Source organism: Algoriphagus resistens, assembly GCF_001442615.1.
Taxonomy (GTDB): domain Bacteria; phylum Bacteroidota; class Bacteroidia; order Cytophagales; family Cyclobacteriaceae; genus Algoriphagus; species Algoriphagus resistens.
The window spans coordinates 33,304-55,506 of sequence record NZ_LMXN01000023.1 but is presented as its reverse complement, the minus strand read 5'-3'; the positions used below and the strand labels follow the sequence as shown (position 1 = coordinate 55,506).

Below are 22,203 nucleotides of genomic sequence, written 5' to 3'. Positions count from 1 at the left end.
ATGCCATTTACTACTATGGTGTCATCATCAATTACAGCACCCCCTTTAGGATCCGTTCCTGTAGCCGAGCCCGTATTGCTAAAGCTTCCATTATCCACATCCGCTTGAGTTACTGTGTAACTTGTAGTCGTAGTTATTGACTCCCCTGGAGCAAGTGTTCCTAAATTTTCGGTATAACCTGTCAGAGGATCTTCCACTATTACATCTGTCAAGGTTACATTACCTGTATTGGTAACTACCAGTGCAAATGGAATCACATCTCCTGATTCATCATAAGAAGCTACATCGGTGAACTTTTCAATGGCTATGTCAGGGTTTTGAATTCCGTCGATAGTGGTACCATCCTCGTCATCAGTCTGTCCACTGTCAGGATCGGTTCCGGTGGCAGAAGCAAGGTTAGTGATACTGCCATAATCCAGATCTTGCTGAGTCACCGTATAAGTCGTTGTAATGGTCACCGATTCTCCCGTCTCCAACGTCCCCTCATTATTGGAGAATCCGGTCAGGTCATCGACAACCGTTACATCCGTCAAGGTCACATTACCTGTATTGGTCACCACAATGGTGTAAGGGATAACATCACCGACTTCATCGTATTCTGCTTCATTGGCTGTTTTTACCACTTCCAAACTTGGGGCTTTTGTACCCTCAACTATTGCATCATCTGTATCGGTCACAGTACGGCTGATCGGTGTCAGACCATCGGCAGTCACCGTATTCTCAACCACTCCCGTATCCAGGTCGACTTGTGTCACTGTATAATAAGTAGTGAAGGACTGAGATTCATCCGGTACCAGGGTAGCAATTCCTTCATTCATTCCTGTCAGCGGATCTTCCACCGTCACATCGCTCAATGTCACATTACCTGTATTGCTCACCACGATGGTATAGCTCAGTACATCACCTTCATTGTTGTAATCTGTATCATTGGCTGTTTTCTCTACTGAGATCTCTCCACTTCTTCTTCCAAGAACTATTGCCCTGTCATTGTCGGTCAGGACTCTACCAGCCGAAGTAGTCCCTTCGGCTGTCGCATTGTTGACAATTCTGCCGGCATCCATCTGATCCTGGGTCACCGTCAGTTCAGTGCTTCTGTCCAGACTTTCTCCTGGTTCCAAGACCGGTATCACCGCATCCAGACCTGTCAATGGATCCACCACATGCACGTCTGTCAAAGTCACATTGCCCGTATTGGTCAAGGTAAGTGTGTAAGTAATCACATCGCCCGCTTCATCAAACAGGTTAGGTGAAGCCGACTTGGTAATCTTGAGTCCTGCAGCTCTTCTTGCCACTACCGTCGCATTGTCTGTATCATTGACTTCTTGGGCATGGATATCATGGGCAGAGACTGAGGCTGTATTGGTAAAGAAACCGTTGTCTATATCTTCCTGAGTCACATCTCTTGTAAGCGTATAGGTAGTTGACTCTCCGACGGCAAGCGTAGCGATCTCTCGTGGAGCTATTATCACCTGCGGATCCGTGATCACTACTTCGTAAAGTTCCAGATTACCCACATTGCCCACGATGAGTTCATAGCTGATCGTTTCGCCCGCTACATCATAGGTAAGTGGTGTGGCGGTCTTCAGAATCTCTATGCCCGGCTCACCATCGGCAAACACACGCACATCGTCATCGTCTTCCACAATGGAATTGTCAGGTGCTGTACCTCCCACCAGTACCGTATTCAGCACATTGCCATTTTCCAGATCCTGTTGCACAATCGTGTAGGCCGTAGTAAAGGATAATACATCTCCCGGGTTCATAGTACCGATATTTTCAGCATATCCTGTCAACGGATCTTCAAGTGTAACTCCTGAAAGAGTCACATTGCCGGTATTGGTCACCACAAGGGTATAGTTGATCACGTCTCCCTCGGCGTCATAAATTCTAGGAGCTGCAGTCTTCTTCACCTCTATGGCTGCTGCCTGCAATGCGAGAACGGTCACATCATCCTCGTCAGATACTGTATCGTCTGTCGGGGTAAGTCCTTCCACCGTGGCAGTATTTTCCACCTGACTTGCATCGATCTGCGCCTGGGTCACGGTATAACTTTCGGTAAGCGTAACTATCTCTGCCGGTGCTAGAGTGCCTATATTCTGGTCTAATCGAGTCAAAGGATCTTCCACCGTCACATTGCTTAGTGTCACATTTCCTGTGTTCGTAACTACCAGTGTATAAGTAATGATATCGCCAGGACTGTCGTAACCAGTCACATCCGAAGATTTATTGATCTCAACCTCTCCACGCTGGTCAGCTGTGATGATCACCTCATCCTCATCAGTCACCTCATTGTTATCTGTATCTGTACCGGTAGCTGTGACAGTATTGACCACTTCTCCGTTATCTACATCCTGTTGGGTGATGGTGTAAGAGGTCAATACGGTAGCAGATTCTCCAGGTGTCAAGGTACCTGGGCCGACTGTTTCATCCAGCTCGGTCAGAGGATCTTCGACCGTCACGTCAGTCAGAGTTACATTCCCGATATTGGTCACTACCAAGGTATAGCTGACCACTGTACCAGCCTCATCGTAAGTTGTCTGGTCGGCAGTCTTCACCACTCCTATGGACGGATTCTGGGTACCATCAATGATCACTTCGTCTTCATCCTCTGTTTCGCCACCGTCAGGATCGGTACCTGTGGCTGTCACAAGGTTGATGATACTGCCGTTGTCCACATCCTCCTGGGTAACGGTATATGCCGTGATGATTGTTGCACTTTCACCCGGAGCCAACGTGCCCACATTATCATCCAGACCTGTCAGTGGATCCTCTACGGTCACATCACTGAGGGTTACGTTGCCTGTGTTGGTTACCACAATACCATAGTTGATCTCTCCTCCCGCTTCTGTATAAGTTGTCGCATTTGTGGCTTTTTCCACATCAATAGATGGGTTTTTGATGCCGTCTACAGTGGCCCCATCGCCATCATCAATTGGGGCACCGTTCGGATCTGTTCCCGAGGCTGTCGCAAAATTTTCTATGATGCCTGTATCAACATCGGCCTGCGTCACGGTATAGTTCGTAGTCACGGTAACCGATTGACCCGGTGCCATCGTGCCGAAGTTTCTGCTCAGCCCAGTCAGGTCATCCATCCCGTTCACATCCGTCAACGTTACATTTCCTGTATTGGTCACGACGATGGAATAAGGAACCACATCTCCAGCCTCGGAGTAGCTTGACACATCAGCAACTTTGTCCACTGTCAGACTTGGGCTCTGAGTACTTGGGGTCACTGTATTATCCGTATCCTCTGTATCTCCTCCATCTGGATCAGTACCTGTTGCTGTCGCAATATTTTCCACCTCAGCATTATCCACATCCTCTTGGGAAACAGTGTAACTGGTGGTCACTGTTATACTCTCACCCGGAGTAAGCATACCTATATTTTCCATATATCCAGTCAGCGGATCTTCAATCGACACATCAGTCAATGTCACATTGCCTGTGTTGTTCACTACCAAAGAATATGGAATCACATCTCCCTCCTCCACATAAGTAGTTGCGGTCGTGTTCTTGTCAATTGTAATAGATGGATTTTTGACTCCATCGATGATCAGCTCGTCATCATCCTCTACTTCACTACCATCTGGTGTTTCGCCTGTAACGGAAGCCACATTTTCCAGCGACCCCCTATCCACATCAGCTTGCGTAACTGTATAACTTACAGTCAAAGTTGCAGATTCGGTTGGTTTCATAATGCCCACATTTCTGCTGGAGCCGGTTTTTGGATCGCTGACTGTAACATTGTCCAATGATACATTACCATCATTGGTCACAACCACCATGTAGTTAATCACATCACCAGCTTCATCAAACGTGTTTACATCTGCTGATTTCTCCAAAATAATGGATGGCGCTTGAGTAGCTCCTATCTGTACAGTATCGAGATCTACCACATTAACATTTTGTGGGGTGGTGCCTTGAGTTCCTGCAATATTTTCGTAGAAGCCATTATCCAGATCATCCTGATTAATTACATGTGTTGCAGTAAAGCTTAAAGACTCGGCCGGTGCCATTGTCGGCACTACTTCATCCAAACCGGTTTTTGGATCTTGAACCAACACATTGCTCAAGGTTACATTTCCGGTATTTGTGACGGTGATCGTATAGGTAGCAGTCTGTCCCACTTCATCGTAAGTGCTGATATCCGAAACTTTCTCTATAGCAATGCTTCCACTCAAAATGGCCGCTACCTCTTCATCATCCTGAGACACAACAGTTCTTGCCGCAGGAGTGAGACCTGTGGCAGTGGCTACATTGTCAAATACTGAAGCATCCACATCCTCCTGAGTGATGGTATAAGTCGTCGTGATAGTAGCACTTTCACCTGGTGCCAATTCCTCAATATTTTCATTTAAAGAAGTCTGGGGATCCGTCACGGAGACTTCGGTCAAAGTCACATTTCCGGTGTTAGTCACCACCAGAGTATACGGAATCACATCTCCAGTCGAATCGTAAGTTGACACATCAGCAGTTTTTTGGATGGCTATGCTTCCATTTCTCAATGCAATGACAACAGCATTGTCAGTGACATTCAGATCACGTCCTTTTGGTGTGATGCCGGTGGCAGTAGCAATATTCCTTATCAAACCTGCATCCACATCGTCCTGCTCTACGGTGTAATCCTCTGTGAAAGTTCTGCTTGCACCCGGAGCCAAATCACCTACTACCACGTCCATTCCTGTCAGTGGATCGATCACTTGCACATTGCTCAGCGTGACATTTCCACGATTGTTAATTACAATGGTATAGGTAATCTTATCCCCGGCATCGCGGTACAATCTAGGACTTGGCGTTTTATCTATTGTCAATAAGCCAGCTGTCAAAGCAGTCACTTTCTCATCGTCCTGATCGTTTACCACTTCATTATTAGAGGCAGTTCCTTGGACTGTCGCAATGTTTGTAATATTTCCATTGTCCACGTCTGCCTGTGTCACAGTGTAAGTGGTATTTCTGATTGCCATACTTTCAGGAGCAAGTGATCCTACGTTTTCGGAGAAACCTGTCAAATCATCGTTAACGATGACATCGTTTATTGTCAGGTTACCCGCGTTGGTTACAGTCAAGGTATAATTGATCACCTCTCCCGCTTGCGTGTAAAGTTTTGGCGTAGCAGATTTCTGAATTTCTATACCCGGAGTTCCTCTTCGGAATACAGTGACATCGTCAGTGTCCACCAAGCCATCTTCTACTGAAGTGTTTCCAGTTGCCGTGGCTGTATTTACAATTCTACCTCCATCCACATCTTCCTGTGTAATGGTATAGCTAGGTCTATAAGTCGCTGTTTCACCAGGAGCCAAAGAACCAAAGTCTTCATCTAAGGATAGTTTGCTATCGACCAGATTCAGATCTGTCAAAGTCAGGTTGCCTGTATTGGTCACTACCAAGGTGTAAGTGATTACATCTCCAGGTTCATCAAATATTCTAGGGGAAGCAGTTTTATCCAGATCTATAGAACCACTCTGAAGTGCTGTAACCTCCACAGCATCCTTATCCGTCACATCAGGTCCGACAGGTGGAGTGCCATTAACATTTGCATCATTGATCACCGATCCACTATCCACGTTGGATTGTAGAATTGTATAGGTAGTGGTAAATGTCGCTACCTCATCCGGAGTCAAAGTAGGCACAATTTCATTCATTGATGTCAATGGATCGGTCACAATCACATTGCTCAAGGTCACATTTCCGATATTGGTCACTGTGAGCGAGTAAGTAATCACATCGTCGGCAGCATCAAAGGTCGCCACATCTGCTACTTTCTCAAGGAGAATAGCTGGGCTTTGTTCTCCAATAATAGTCACACTATCCTCATCGGAGACTGTCGCAGGATTTGGGGAATTGCCTCTTACGCTTGCCGTATTGTCAATTTGGCCATTGTCCACGTCAGCTTGAGTTACAGTATATCGACTGGTCAACGTATAGCTTTCACCCGGTGCCATGGATGGATAGGATTCATCCAGACTTACCAATGGATCCGTTACATTCACATCTGTCAGTGTCACATTTCCAGTATTGGTGATGATTACCGTATATCTGATTACATCTCCTGCTTCATTGTAGGTGGAGACATTTACAGATTTTGTCAACTCAATCTCTCCTTCCTGTACAGCATCCACAGTTACAGCATCGCTATCCTCCACAGGATTTTCATTAGGATCCAAAGCTGTCACACTTGCTGTATTGTCGATTTGCCCATTATCCACATCAGCCTGAGTGACCGTATAAGTAAAATCTTTTGACAGACTAGCACTTGGAACCAAGGTATTAATAGGCTCGTCAGCACCTGTCAATGGATCCGTAACTTCTAAGGAATGAAGTGTCACATTTCCGGTATTGGTGATGGTAACTGTGTAAACAATCACTTCACCGGCATTGGTATATGTCGCTTTATCAGCTTCTTTCACTAAGTCGATTTCGCCATTTTGAAGTGCATCAACTATCACTGAGTCTTCATCTTCCACGGTATCGCCAGCTGGAGTTTCACCGTTTGCTGAAGCGGTATTTTCTACCTGACCCGCATCTATATCATCCTGATCGACTTCATACACCGCCGTGAAAGTCCTGCTTTCTCCAGGAGCCAAAGACTGTAGTGTCTCGGTCAGCCCGGTCAAAGGATCTACTACTTCCACATTGGTCAGAGTCACATTACCTGCGTTTTGGACCACAATGGTGTAAGTGATTTCATCCCCCACAGAATCATAAGCATCCACATCTGCAGATTTGGTGACAGTGATTTCACCGTTTTGGATAGCTGTCACTAGTTCATCATCAGAGTCAGCTACCGTTCTGTTTGCAGGTGAAGTACCCGAAGCAGTTGCCGTGTTTGGCAATTCACCGTTATCCAGATCTTGCTGTGTAATTGTATAGGCAGTTGTAAATGTCTGAACTTCTGTCGGATTCAAACTTGGAATAGTCGTACCGAACGCCGTAAGCGGATCAGTTACCCCGACATCTGCCAACGTCACATTTCCGGTATTGGTCACGGTCAGCGTGTAGGTAATCACATCACCTACAGCACCATATATCCCCACATCAGCCTCTTTGCTCAAATCAATCGCAGCGGATCTTCTGGACAGGACTACAGCATTGTCAGTATCTGACACGGTTCTACCCGGAGGAGTTGCACCGGTTGCAGTAGCCTGATTAACGATCAACCCTGCATTTACATTGGCCTGGGTGGCCGTGTAGGATACAGTGTAGGTTTCGTTAGCTGTCGGAGCCAAAGTCGGAACAGTAGTGACAAAACCAGTCAACGGATCGGTCACCTCCACCTCGGTCAAAGTCACATTGCCTGTATTAGTCACAGTCAAGGTGTAGTCAATCACTTCACCAGCTTCACCAAATGTCCTTTGGATCGGTACCTTGTCTATAGCAATAGAACCAGACCTTTTCGAAAGAACTCTTGCATTGTCAGTATCGGTCACAGTTCGATCAGCAGGAGTCAGACCAGTTGCCGTGGCTTCGTTAAGAACCAACCCTGCATCCACGTCATCTTGATCTACCTTGTAACTAGTGATCGTGGAAACACTTGCTCCAGGAGCCATAGTTCCCACATCCCAAGTCAGGCCTGTCAATGGATCGGTCACTTCCACATTTTCCAAAGTCACATTTCCCTCATTGGTCACTGTTATGGTGTAGCCTAACTCGTCTCCTGCTTCATCAAAAGTTAGCTGATTTGCTTTCTTATCAATACTAATCGCACCGGATCTCAAGCCTTGAACCCGTACATTGTCACTATCAATTACCTCGTTATTATCAGGATCCGTTCCGGCTACTGAAGCCGTATTTATTATAAATCCTTGATCCAAATCAGACTGGGTAGCGGTATAGGCTACTGTGATTGATGTACTTTGCCCCGGTGCCAAAGTCCCTACATTCTCATCGGTAGAAGTCAGTGGATCGGAAATTGTCACATCTGTCAAAGTCTCATTACCGATGTTGGTTACTGTAAGCGTATAAGAAATCAATTCTCCCGCTTGATCAAAAGTCTGTGGCGAAACCGACTTGGTTATCTCTATTGCAGGAGATCCGACCACATACACGCTCGCATTATCCGTATCTTCGACTTGTTCATCATCAGGAGTCATTCCTGAGGCAGTTGCCGTATTGACCAAGTTGGTGTTATCTACATCTTGTTGAGTCAAAGTATAAGTAGTCGTGAAGCGCTCACTTTCTCCAGGTACAAGCGTGCCGATTGTCTGCCCGAAGCTGGTCAATGGATCATTCACTTCCACTTCTTCCAAGGTCACGTTTCCGATATTGGTCACCTCTATAGTATAAGTGATCACCTCACCTGCGGAATTGAAGAATTTAGGACTGGAAGTTTTCGTCACCTCAATCGCTCCATTTTGCACCGCTATGATCTGCTCATTATCAGTATCCTCCACCATTTCATCATAAGGTGTGGTGCCGGTAGCCGTCGCTACATTATTCACAGACCCGGAATCTACTTCAGCCTGACTCACGGTGTAGGTAGTCTGGAATTGCTGAGATTCCTCAGGTAGTAGGGTCGGAACTGTTTGCGTCAGACCAGTCAATGGGTCTGTCACCGTTACATCTGTCAAGGTCACATTCCCAACATTGGTAACTTCCAGCGTGTAGGTGATTTCCTGACCTGCTGTAGTGAATATTTTTGGTGAAGCCACTTTCCTGATTTCTATTCCACCAATCTGATTTGCCCGGGAAGTGATCTCATCGTCATCGCTGACTTGATTGTCATCTGGATCATTGCCAACGACTGTTGCAGTATTGAGTATTTCCCCACTATCCATGTCCGCCTGCGTTACCGTGTAAGTGGTTTGACCGTTTTTGGATTCATTTGGAGCAAAAGAGCCAGCATTGTAAGTAAGCCCAGTCAGTGGGTCTGTTACAACTACATCCGTCAAGGTTACATTACCTGTATTGGTCACAGTCAAGGTATAGAAAATCACATTTCCAGCCTGATCATAAGTAGTCTGAGGCGTAGTTTTCTCAATTTCGATTGATGACAGTTGTATAGCTTCAATCGTCAGGTCATCTTGATCTGTCACCTGCGTATTTTGAGGTGTGGAGCCTTTAGCTGTTGCCTGATTATAAATCGACCCATTGTCTATATCCGACTGTGTGACAGTATAGTTTTCTATTACATTGGTAGATTCTCCAGGTGCCAACACGCCTACATTGGTAGACAATGTAGTTAATGGATCAGCAACGGATACATCGGTCAGGGTCACATTACCCGTATTGGTGATTGTAAGTGTATATCTGATCACATCTCCAGGCGCATCGTAATCAGATACATTGGCAGATTTCTCAATAGCTATAGCAGGATCAAGTAAAGCCGTGACAATCGCTTCATCGTCATCTCTTGCGCGACTATTATCCGGAGCAACCCCAGTGACCTCTGCAATATTATCCACTTCTGCTGCATCAACATCTGCTTGAGTAATAGTATAACGAGTGGTGATGGAGCTGGATTCTACAGGTTCCAAAGTTCCGATATTTCTATCCAACGAAGTCAATGGATCTTTTACCGTCACATCCTCCAGCGTTACGTTACCCGTATTTTCCACCATCAGGGTGTAAGTAATTACTTCACCAGGTGCATTGTATGTGGTTGGATCGGCAGTCTTGGTGATGCTGATTTCTGGATCTTGCAATCCAATGACTGTAGTGTCATCAGAATCCTGAACCTGACTTCCATCAGGAGTATAGGCGTTTGCATCCGCAGAATTATAGATAATTCCGCTATCCAAATCATCTTGTGTAACTTCATATGCTTCGGTGAAAGTCCTGGATTCGCCTGGCTGAAGTATAGGGATAAACCCACTGAGGCCGGTCATGTTATCTATACCATAAATCCGGGTTAGCGTCACATTTCCGGTGTTGGTCACCACGATGGTGTAAGTAATTACCTCGCCAGTTTCAGAGAAGGTAGCCTTGTCGGCTTCTTTCACCAACTCGATTTCACCGCTTTGGATTGCATCAACATTTGCAGAATCCTCATCTTCTACCGTTTCTCCATCAGGAGTGACTCCTGAACCAAAAGCAGTATTTTCAATTTGTCCAGCATTCAGATCGGTCTGATTTACAGTATAGACTTCGGTAAAGGTCACACTATCTCCCGGTGCCAAAGAGTCAACATCTTCGGTCAATCCTGTCAGTGGATCCAGAACTTCCACATCTGACAAGGTCACGTTACCTGTGTTTTCCACCACTAGGGTATAAGTAATCTGATTCCCTACGGCATCATATGTTCTAACATCAGAAGACTTGGTGATGGTGATTTCTCCGTTTTGAATTGCCCTCACCAGCTCATCATCTGTATCCCTTACAGTTAAGCTTGCCGGAGTGGTACCGGTAACAGAAGCTGTATTTGGAAGTTCGCCGTTATCTACATCTTCCTGCGTGATTGTATAGGAAGTCGTGAAATCCTGAGATTCCCCAGGTGCAAAAGTCGGAATGATTGTATTGAATTGAGTAAGAGGATCAACCACTTCGACATTTGTCAAAGTCACATTTCCAGTATTAGTCGCTGTCAATGTATATGTGATCACATCGTCTGCCTCATCATAAGTCTGGACATCTGCCTCTTTCGTGATGGAAACAGAAGCTGATCTTCTAGAGAGTACAATTGCATTGTCCGTATCATTGACCGTTCTATCTGCAGGAGTCTGTCCGGAGACAGTCGCTACATTTATAATGGTACCTCTATCTACATCAGTCTGAGTTACGGTATAAGACACCGTGTAAATTTTCGCTTCTGCAGGAGCCATGCTCTCAATTGCTGTCTCAAAACCTGTCAGAGGATCGGTTACTTCCACAGCTGTAAGTGTGACATTACCGGTATTAGAGACCACCAATTCATAATCAATTGTTTCACCTGCTTGATTGTAGGTCCGTCGAAGTGGTGTTTTCTCTATGGAAATTGAAGCTGATCTCCTGGAAAGTACTCTGGCGTCATCTTGATCAGTTACTACTTTATCAGAAGGAGTATTGCCTGTAGCTGTGGCTTCATTCAACACCAGTCCGGCATTGACATCGTCTTGATCCGCACTATAAGCCGTCACGGTAGATACACTTGCTCCAGGAGCCATTTCTCCGACATCCCAAGTTAGGCCTGTCAATGGATCGGTCACTTCCACATTTGTCAAAGTCACATTACCTTCATTGGTCACTGTAATGGTGTAGCCTAACTCGTCTCCTGCCTCATCAAAAGTTAGCTGATTGGCTGTTTTCTCTATGCCTATAGCTCCGGAACGAAGTCCTTGAACCCGTGCATTATCGGAATCTTCAACTGTCTCTTCATCCGGGTCAAGACTGGTAACGGTTGCTACGTTGGTAATGAAACCTTGGTCGAGATCCTCTTGGCTAGCAATGTAAGTGGTAGTGACTGTCTTACTTTCCGCAGGCTCCAATATCCCATCTTCTACCAGTTCATTCGTCCCAGTGAGTGGATCGATGACCGTTACATTAGTTAAAGTCACATTTCCGATATTGGTAACCGCCAGGGTATAAGTGATCGTTTCTCCCGACTCATTGAAGGTCAGCGGATCAGCAGTTTTCTCGATTTCTATAGCCGGGGATCCGACTACATAAATACGGGCATTGTCAGTACCTGATACTTCCTCATCCGTAGGGGTCAATCCAGTGGCAGTGGCGGTGTTCATCAGATTGGTGTTGTCCACATCAGCTTGAGTGAGGGTATAATGGGTGGTGAAAGTCTGGGTTTCTCCAGGCGCCATTGTACCCACGAGCTTATCAAAGTTTGTCAGTGGATCCACTAGTTCTACTTCATCCAAAGTCACATTCCCGGTATTGGTAACTTCTAGGATATAAGTGATCACCTCGCCGGCAGCATTGAAGAATTTAGGACTTGAGGTCTTTTTCACTTCAATAGAACCACTTTGTTGGGCAGTGACCAGATCGTCATCCGTATCAGAAACATCCTCACCTTGGGTAGTTTGCCCGGCAGCGCTTGCCGTATTTGGGATACTTCCATTGTCCAAATCTTCCTGAGTAGTATTCAGGGTGGACGTATAGGTTTCTATTTGGCCAGGAGCAAGAACTTCTATCGTCTCATCCAATCCGGTCAGCGGATCTGTTACTGATACATTTTCTAGGGTAAGATTTCCGATATTTTCTACTGTTATCATATAAGTGATTTCTGTGTCAGGAGCACTGAAATCCTTAGGATTGGCAGTTTTGGTGATTTCAATGTCACCATTTTGAAGTGCATTAATCAGCTCATCATCTGTATCATTTACCTGATCACCATTCGGATCGACTCCATTTGTTGCTGCAGTATTGGAGATGGACCCATTGTCAATGTCAGCCTGGGTAATGGTAATTGTAGTTGTATAGGTAGCGCTTTGCCCTGGTGCCAACGTACCAACGGCTTCATCCAAGCCTGTCAGTGGATCTGTCACCTCTACACCCGTCAAAGTCACGTTGCCTGTATTTGAGACGACAATAGTATAAGTCACTACTTCACCAGGCGTATTAAAAGTAGTTTTATCGGCAGATTTATCAACTTCTATAGCTGGAGTTTGGATTGCATTAACAAGTTCATCGTCCGTATCGTTAACTGAAGAGATCTCGCTGGAAGCAGGAGGAACTGCAGTGACGGATGCCGTATTTGGCACTGAGCCATTATCTACATCTACCTGGTCGGTGGTATATGTGGTGGTAAATACCTGCGTGGCCCCAGGTGCAAAAGTTGCAATGCTCTCATCCATTTCAGTCAATGGATCTATTACCTGGACATCCGTCAAGGTCACATTGCCTGTATTTATTACTGTGACCTGGTATGAAATCACGTCTCCGTCTTCTGAATAGCTAGTCGTAATGGCGGTCTTGTCGATAGAGATGCCAGGATTTTCAATCGCCGGAACTGTCACCTCATTGGTTTCGGTATTTACGTTACCGCCATTGGTATCCTGTCCTGTAGCAGTGGCCTGATTGGTATAGGAACCCGCATCAATGTCAGCCTGCACGACCACATGCTCGGCAGTGACAGTGGCATTTTGCTGAGGTGCCAAAGTAGCGATCGGACTTCCTGAGATGATCGTCGCTTTTGGATCTGTGACCACAATATTCGTAAGTGTCACATTTCCTGTATTTCTGACGACAATGTCATAGTTAATCACATCACCAACAGCGGAGTAACTGCTTGTGGTGGATCGTTTGACAGAGGCCAAAGAAGGAGACTGAATAGCAGGCACGATGATTTCATTAGTGGAAGCATCAGCATTGTTGTTTTTTGGATCTTGGCCTCTTGCAGTTGCCTGATTTCTATATTCACCTGCATCCAGATCTTCCTGGGTCACCACATGCTCAGCGGTGATGGTAGCGGTTTCAGTTGGTGCCAAAGTCAATACAGGATTCCCTGCTGTGATTACCGCTTTTGGTTCATTCACCGTGACATTTGTTAGTGTCACATTTCCGGTATTTTCTACTACGAGGGTGTACTCAATCACATCACCCACTTCATCGTAATCTGCAGTGGAAGTCGCTTTGGTTGCTACCAAAGATGGATTCTGGATAGCTTGAAGCGTCACCTGATTGGTAGTGGTAGAAATCGGAACACCGGTCTTCAATGCCCCCTCAGCAGTAGCCTGATTGGTGTAAGAACCTGCATCTATATCCTCTTGAGTCACTGTGTGCACCGCAGTTACTGTAGCGGTTGTATGAGCAGGAATGATTAAAATTGGATTTTCGCTGGTGACTTCAGCTTTAGGATCGTTGATCTCCATAGTATAGAAGGAGACGTTACCTGTGTTATTGATCAGGATTTCATAATTGATCACCTCCCCTACAAAAGAGTAGGTGGTCTGAGGAGAGGATTTGGAAGAGGAAATAAATGGATTCTGAACCCCGGTGATTCTTTCCAGGTCATCGTCAGACACAGGCAGTCCATTAAAGTCTGTGCCCTCAGCAATCGCTGTATTGTCAATTCTGGAGTTGTCCACATCGTCCTGAGTGACTGTATAAACCTCTGTATAAGTCACACTTTCACCTGGTGAGAAAGTCGCTACATTGGTAGAAAGTCCAGTCAGATCATCAGAGACTTCCATGTCGAATACCGTAATGTTACCTGTATTTGTTACGATTATGGTGTAATCCAAGGCTTCACCTGCATTGATGTAGCTATTCTGTTGTACTGATTTGTCGATGGTAATTTGAGGACTTTGGGCACCGTTTAATAATTCGGTGTCGTCGTCTTGCACCACATTACCTAGAAAGTCAAAGCCTGTAGCATCTGCAGTATTTTCAATTGTTCCCCGATCAACGTCTTCCTGAGTTACTGTATAAGTTTCTTGGAACGTTCTTGTATCACCAGGCTCCATAGTTGCAATTTCAGTACTAAGTAAAGTCTTAGAATCTGAAGCTGTAATATCATATACAGTCACGTTTCCGATATTTTCCAAAACAATAGTGTAATGAAGCACTTCACCCACTGCTGTATAGCCGCTTTCCTCCACTGATTTGGTTACTTCCAATCTCGGGTTTTGAATAGCATTGACGATTTCTTCGCCCTGGGCATCGGGTAAGTTGCCTCCGGCAGGGGTCCCTGTAGCCGTAGCCGTGTTGGTAAACGAACCTGCGTTGATGTCCTGCTGGTTTACCGTGTATTTGGCAGCGTACTCCCATGTCTCTCCTACATCCAGGATATCATCTCCGTCTTTGTCGCCAGTTCTATATGTCGGGCCTTCGGCAACAAACGGATCAGTGACATCTACATTGCTGATCGAAATATTCCCGGTGTTTTCGAGCTCAAGCTGATAGGTCAGAATATTTCCAGGAGCTGAATAGGAATTAGGCAGTGTGGTGCTGGTTTTGGTTAATGTCCATTCAGGGTTTTGGATAGCATTTATAGTTTCACTATCTGTAAGATCAGGTATCGATCCTCCTGCCGGACTGCCTTTGGCTGTGGCGGTATTCACAAATTGGCCATTATCAAGATCCTGCTGGGTAATGATGTGCGTAGCTGTATAAGTCCAGCTTTCCCCTACATCTAGGACGTTATCAGTATTGACATCTCCGTCAAGGTAGTCTGGCCCAGTAGTAGCATTTGGGTCTTGAATGTTGACATTGCTGATGGAGATATTTCCAGTATTGGCAAGTACGATGCTATAATTAAGTGTTTCGCCTACCTCGGTGTATGCGCTGGGATTATCTATTCCAGCCTTATCCAACGTCCAGCTTGGATTTTGGATTCCAGCGACTGTTTCATTTGCACTTCCCTGAGTGGATCCGCCCCCTGCCAAATCTCCACCCGCATTGACGGTATTATCAAAATCCCCATTGTCCACATCTGCCTGAGTGGTTATATAGGAAGCCGAGTATGTCCAAGTTTCATTGACATTCAGTAAACCGTCTCCGTCATCACCACTGACATATTCCGGACCCGAGCTGACTTTGAGATCTACTACGTCCAGATTCGTAACAGTTACGTTACCAGAATTAGTTACGGTAATGTTATAATTAATCTCCACTCCAGGAGAATCAAATTCTGCGATATCTGCATCCTTGGTTACAATCAGTTCAGGTTGTCTGTCAGCAGGGACATTCACCGCGTCCTCATCTGAAACAATAGCACCACGGAAATCTTTTCCAGTAGCATTTGCAGTATTGAGGATATTTCCCCGATCTATATCCTCTTGAGTAACCTCGTAGGTGAAGGTAAATGTCGCCGATTCAGTAGGCGCCAATTCCGGCACAGTCTCTTCAAATCCGGTGAAAGGATCTGTGACATCCGTGTCAAAGACAGTGAGATTTCCTGCATTGGTGACAACCAAAGTATAATGGAGTTCATCTCCAGGATTGGTATACGTAGATTCCTCGACTGTCTTGTTTAGGGTCAGTTTCGGATTTCTGGCACCGGTTTCATTTTCAGTAGCGTCACCGGATACCTGCACATCGTAGTAGTCCTCCCCTGCTGCGGTCGCTGTATTTGTCACCACTCCAACGTCCAGATCTTCCTGAGTGACGGTGTAACTTTCGGTAATGGTTAAAACCTGACCAGGCGCAATAGTAGGTTCGCTCAGGGCCAATCCTGTCAGTGGATCTGTAATTTCTACATCAAACAATGTGACGTTTCCGGTATTGGCGACCAGTATGGTATAGTTGATTACATCCCCAACTGACTTATATCCTCCCTGACTAGCCTCTTTTTCCACTTTGATCTGTGGTGTCTGCACACCGTTGATGCGCTCGGAGTCAGTATCGGTTAGCGTTTCATTGGAGGTATTCTGACCCGTCGCTGTGGCTGTGTTGGTAATGAATCCTATATCTACATTCTCTTGGCTGACGGTATAGGTTTCGTTGAAAGTCTGGCTTTGCCCAGGTTCTAAATCAATAGTCTCACTCAGCCCGGTTAATGGATCAGTTACCACCACATCGGTAAGTGCATCATTTCCCCGATTGGATACTACAAGGGTATAGTTCAGCAGGTCACCCTCTTCGGTATAGCCAATTTCTTGAACCGTTTTGGTTACCCTCAACTCGCTGTATGGCCCATCTCCACCATCAGTAGTAGTGTCTGAATCACTGGTATCGTTTCCATCCGGGTCCTCTCCTGTTGCTGTGGCGGTATTGGTAAAGCTGCCTGCTGCAACATCCTCGGCTGTTACGGTGTGGAAAGTAGTCAAGGTATAAGATTCTCCCGGAGCCAAGTAACCGATATTCACATCTAGCCCTGTACTTGGATCGGTTACTTCAATGTCAGAAATCGTGACGTTACCGGTGTTGGTCACCACTATCGTATATTCCAAGACCTCTCCCTCTACCAGATCACCTGAAGTTTGGGTTTTGTTGACATTCAATTCCGGATTTTTTGCTCCGTTTATTGTCTCTGAATCATCATCTTGTATATCCTCCCCGTCTGAATTTGTCCCAGAAGCAGTGGCGGTATTGCTGATGGTACCGTTGTCCACATCTACCTGCGTGACGGTGTAGGTGGTAGTATAAGTGACCGTCTGACCCGGATCAAGAGTCCCGATGTCTTCTGTCAGGCCAGTCAATGGATCTACTACCGTTGCATCACTGATGGTCGAATTACCGGTGTTGGAAACCAAAATGGTGTAGGTCACTACTTCCCCTGCTTCAAAATACCCCGACTTATCGGCATTTTTGAGCACGGTGATTTCATCGGATTCCGCCCCATTGGTTGTTTGGGAATCGTCATCAATGATGTCTTCTCCGTTCGGATCCTGGCCTGAGGCCGTTGCAGTATTGGTGACTGAACCATTGTCCACATCAGCAACGGTTACCGTATAGGTTGTGGTAAACACCAAACTTTCTCCCGGAGCAAGGCTTGGGATATTCTCACTCATTTCTGTGAGGGGATCAATCACATCCACATCACTCAGCGTCACATTTCCGGTATTGGTAACAGCAATGGTATATTCCAAAACATCCCCCGCTTCCACATAGCCATCGCTGGTCAGGGTTTTATCTACGTTGATGGAAGGTCTCTGATCGGCATCGGACTCAGTGGAATCGGAGTCATCGACATCTTCTCCATTTGGATCTGTGCCTGAAGCGGTCGCCGAATTGATAATCGATCCACTGTCTAGATCTTCTTGGGTTACAGTGACCGAACCTGTATAAGTCAATTCCTGACCTGGCTCCAAAGTGATTCCACTTTCATCCAAATCAATCAAGTCATCGACAATTGTAACGTCGCTGAGCGTGAGATTCCCAGTGTTTCTGACGACAACGGTATAGTTCAGGATGATTCCTGTATCGTCATAAGTCACCTTGTCGACAGATTTGTCAAGGGAAATATCCGGGTTTAGGATTGCATCTATAGTGGAAGAATCTTCCGAATCCGGAAGGTCGTCGCCATTTGCAGGAGTGCCGGCGGCTGTAGCAGTATTTGTGAAACTGTCATTATTGATATCTTGCTGGGTAATGGTGTATTCAGCGGTGAAGACCCACACCTCATCCGGCTCAATATTTCCGTTGTTGTTAGAATCGCCAGAGACGTATGCAGGCTCAGAGGTCAGTGGATCAGTAAGTGTGATCTCAGAGATCGAAACATTGCCTGTATTTTCCACTTCGAAAGTATAGGTGATTACTTCACCTGCGTTGGTGTAGGTATCGCTGGATGGAGTCTTGGTGATCTTCCAATCAACTACCTGATTAGCAGGGACGGTTTCATCGTCGTTAATATTCGGCAGATTTCCCCCAAAAGAAATCCCGTTTGCTTCGGCAGTATTGGAGTAACTACCATTGTCAATGTCTTCCTGGGTCACCACATAGCTGGCTGTGTAGGTCCAGGTTTCCCCAACATCCAGTATTGAATCATCGTTGTCATCTCCACTTTCATATATTGGTGGATTGGTAGCTCCGGTATCGAATACTTCCACGCTTTTGATGGAAACGTTTCCGGTGTTGGCGATTACTATGTCATACTCAATCGCATCGCCAGCTGAAGCATATTCTTTAGGATTGTTGGTGGCGGTTTTGGTCATCTCCCATTCTGGGTTTTGAATGGCCGGCACCGTCACTTCATCCATTTCATCAGGTAAGGTTCCCGCCGCGGGGTCACCACTGGCGGTGACCTCATTGGTGAAGCTACCATTATCAATATCCTGTTGGGTCACGACATGGGTAGCAGTATAAACCCAGGTTTCTCCTACATCCAACACGCCGTCAGAATCCTCATCGCCCGTTTCATAGCTTGGACCGGAAGTAGCTAACGGATCTTCTACTTGCGGATTATTGATGGTAATATTCCCGGTATTCTCAAGGATGATGGTGTAATTCAACACCTCACCAACTGCGATATAATCCGGTTCAGCAGCTGATTTGCTCACCTCCATCCTCGGAGTTTGGGAGGCCTTGATATCTTCGGAGTCATCGAGGGTGAAAGTAGTTCCGTTCGGGGTTGTTGCAGTGGCTGAGGCGGTATTTTGCAAAGAGCCCCGATCTACATCTTCCTGAGTGACAATATAGGTTAAGGGAATGGTGACGGTCTGACCAGGCTGGAATTCTGGATAGACGTCTGAAGTCCCAACTTTTGGGTCAGTGATGAGCAGATCAGTCAGGGTAACGTTACCGGTATTGACTACGGTGACATTATAGTGCAGTTCCTCCCCAGCCTCGGAGTAGCCGCTTTCCTCCACGGATTTACTGATGGAAAGCTTTGGGTTCTGAGAACCTACCAAGGTCTCATCATCGGTAGCGTTTTCGAGATCTCCACCCGCAGGGTCACCGGAAGCAGTCACTTCATTTGTAAAGCTTCCAGCGTTCAGATCATCTTGATTTACCACATGCTCAGCAGTGTAAGTCCAGCTTTCTCCTACACTCAGTTCATTGTCAGAATTGGTATCTCCGGAGACATAGGTAGGACCGGAAGTCGCCTGTGGGTCATTGACCACTACATTGCTGATCGACACGTTACCGGTGTTTGAAAGTATAATCTCATAGGTAAGCACATCGCCTATTTCGCCATAACCATCTTGATTGACAGACTTGGAAATCGTCCATTTTGGCGTTTGGATAGCCGGTACAGATTCATCATCTGTCACATCATCCAAGTCCCCACCTGCAGGATCGCCGTTAGCTGAAGCAGTATTATTAAATGAGCCATTATCCACGTCTTCCTGGGTGACGGTATACTCAGCGGTAAAAACCCAGGTTTCGTTTACGTCGAGCTCCTGATCGTTGTCCTGATCGCCTGACTGATACGCAGGAGCACTATTGGTCAATGGATCTGAAACGACCACTTTGCTGATGGATACGTTTCCTGTGTTTTGAACAGCAATGGTATAAGAAATGACATCGCCCGGTTTACTATACGAAGCAGTATTGCTTGTCTTGGAGATAGTCCATTCCGGAGTCTGGATGGCAGGGACGGTGGCATCGCCGCTTTCCGGATCAAGTGTTCCGCCGGCAGGATTCCCATCAACTGTGGCAATATTGGAAAAACTTCCTTTGTCCACATCGTCTTGGGTCACCGTGTAGGATGCCGTAAAAACCCAAATCTCCCCTGGAGACAGCCTATTGTCATTGTTGTCATCTCCAGAAGAAAAAACAGGCACGGATGTCGCCTGAGGGTCTGAAACGATCACATCACTCACCGATACGTTACCGGTGTTTTCTACTTCAATGGTATAGGTTATTACATCGCCGGCGTTGGTGTAGGAAGGAACATCCGGCGTCTTGGAAATTGTCCAGGATGGATTTTGAACTGAAGGCACTGTAGCCTGACCGCTTGCATCTGGAATCGAGCCGGAAATCAAATCACCTGAAGCCGTAGCTGTGTTGGTATAGCCTCCGCTGTCAATGTCTTCTTGGGAGACCACGTGTGTGGCTGTGAACTCCCATGTTTCGCCTACTTCCAAAACCCCGTCACCATCATCACCTGATAAATAAGCAGGTGGAGAACTCGCACCAGGGTCGGTCACGATAGGGTTTTGAATCGAAACATTCCCTGTATTTTCCAGTGCGATGGTGAAATTAATCACATCTCCAACAGCATCAAAATCTGATTCAGCCGCCGATTTGCTAAGCGTCCAGGATGGGTTTAGTATCGCATTGGCCGTAGTTTGGCCAGTCGCATCTTCCAGATCACCGGCTGTTGGATCTCCTGTGACAGTGGCGGAGTTGGTGAAGCTTCCGTTGTCAATATCCTCCTGCGTCACTTCGTAGGATGCTGTGAAGACCCATGTCTCATCTACCTCCAGAATATCATTCGAATTCGTGTCACCGGAGCTATACTCGGGTCCGGAAGTGGCCTGCGAATCTGTTATCATCACATTTGAGATGGAAACGTTCCCTGTGTTTTCTACCTCTATGTTATAGACAATGACATCTCCGGGATTTTCAAAGCTATCCGAACTGCTTTTGGTCAAAGTCCAGCTTGGATTGGATACTGGAGTGGTTATTTCGCTTGCTGAATTATTGGCAGGATTAGGATCATTTTCGTTGCTGCCAATGATCGAAGTATGATTTTCAAAGTCAGCACCTGAGACGGGCTCTAAGACTCTGGCAGTAATGCTCAGGGTTGCAGAAGCTCCAGAAGCCAAATTTCCTACTGTCCAGATTCCCGATCCCTCATCGTAGGTACCCTGCGAAGGACTGTCAGAAACATATTCATAGCCGTCTGGAAGCTGATCTGACACTAGTATTCCAGTGGACGGCGACGGTCCGCTGTTGTTGACAGTAATGGTGAAATCCACGGTACTACCTACATCTGGCGCACCATTATTTGCCATCTTGGTGATTCCCAGATCTGTCTGAGGAACAGGTGTCAAAGTTATTGAGCTCTGATTGTCGGAATTATCCGGATCAAACTGGTTTGCCCTGGCTGTCGCTGTATTCCCGTAATCCCCATTACCATTGACCAAAACAGTGATTTCTATACTTGCTGTGCTACCATTTGCCAAATCACCTAAATTCCAATCACCGGTACCGGCGTCATAGGCTCCTTCACTGTTATCGCTTATATAAGTATAGCCAGATCTTAGCTGATCGTTGACTACTACATTGGTAGCATCGTAATCCCCGTTATTGGTTACTGAAACGGTGAAAACAAGCTGTTCACCGGCATTGGGAAAGTTGTTGCCGGTAGTTTTAGCAGTGGACAGATCTGCTATCAGAACAGGATCTATGGAAATTCCTGCCTGATCATTTTCAGGATCAGTATCTATCTCCTCATGCGTGACAGCCGCAGAAAATTCATAATCCGCCGTAGTAGTGACTGTCGTAGTAATCTCAATACTTGAAGATTCTCCGGTAAGCACTCCCCCGATATTCCATATACCGGTAGCCGCATTATATACCCCCCCTCCGATATTGTCACCCTGATAGTCATATCCCGCAGGAAGCAATGCCACCACTTCAACCCCGCTGGCATCATTGGGTCCATTGTTATTTACTGAGATAGTAAAAACTACATTGTTTCCAAGAATCGGGTTTGGATTATTGACAGATAAACTGATTGCCAAATCTGTGGGTGCAAAAGTTAAAATACCTGATATAATTCCAGCTTCTGATTTTTTCCCCGTTGACGCATTGAGAACACCTATCTGCAAAAAAAGGAAGAAAGAAAATGTAAGAAGTACCCCTATCCAATGCTTGCCAAACAACTGAGTTTTCATAAAATGAAGCAGTTTTTCAAATCCTTGTTGAGGGCAAATGTGATCCAATTGAAAAAACATATCGTCAGTAAAGTTGAAATCAAAAATTCTTAATTAAATCTTGAAATTA

At 46.0% G+C, this 22,203-nt stretch carries 1 protein-coding gene; it reads right to left on the bottom strand.

Going from position 1 to position 22,203, the window contains the following annotated elements; genetic code table 11:
• On the bottom strand, positions 1-22,094 hold a 22,094-nt coding region (locus AS141_RS26740), incomplete at its 3' end, for a DUF7507 domain-containing protein (protein ID WP_198293619.1).
• Between the last annotated feature and the right edge of the window lie 109 nt (positions 22,095-22,203).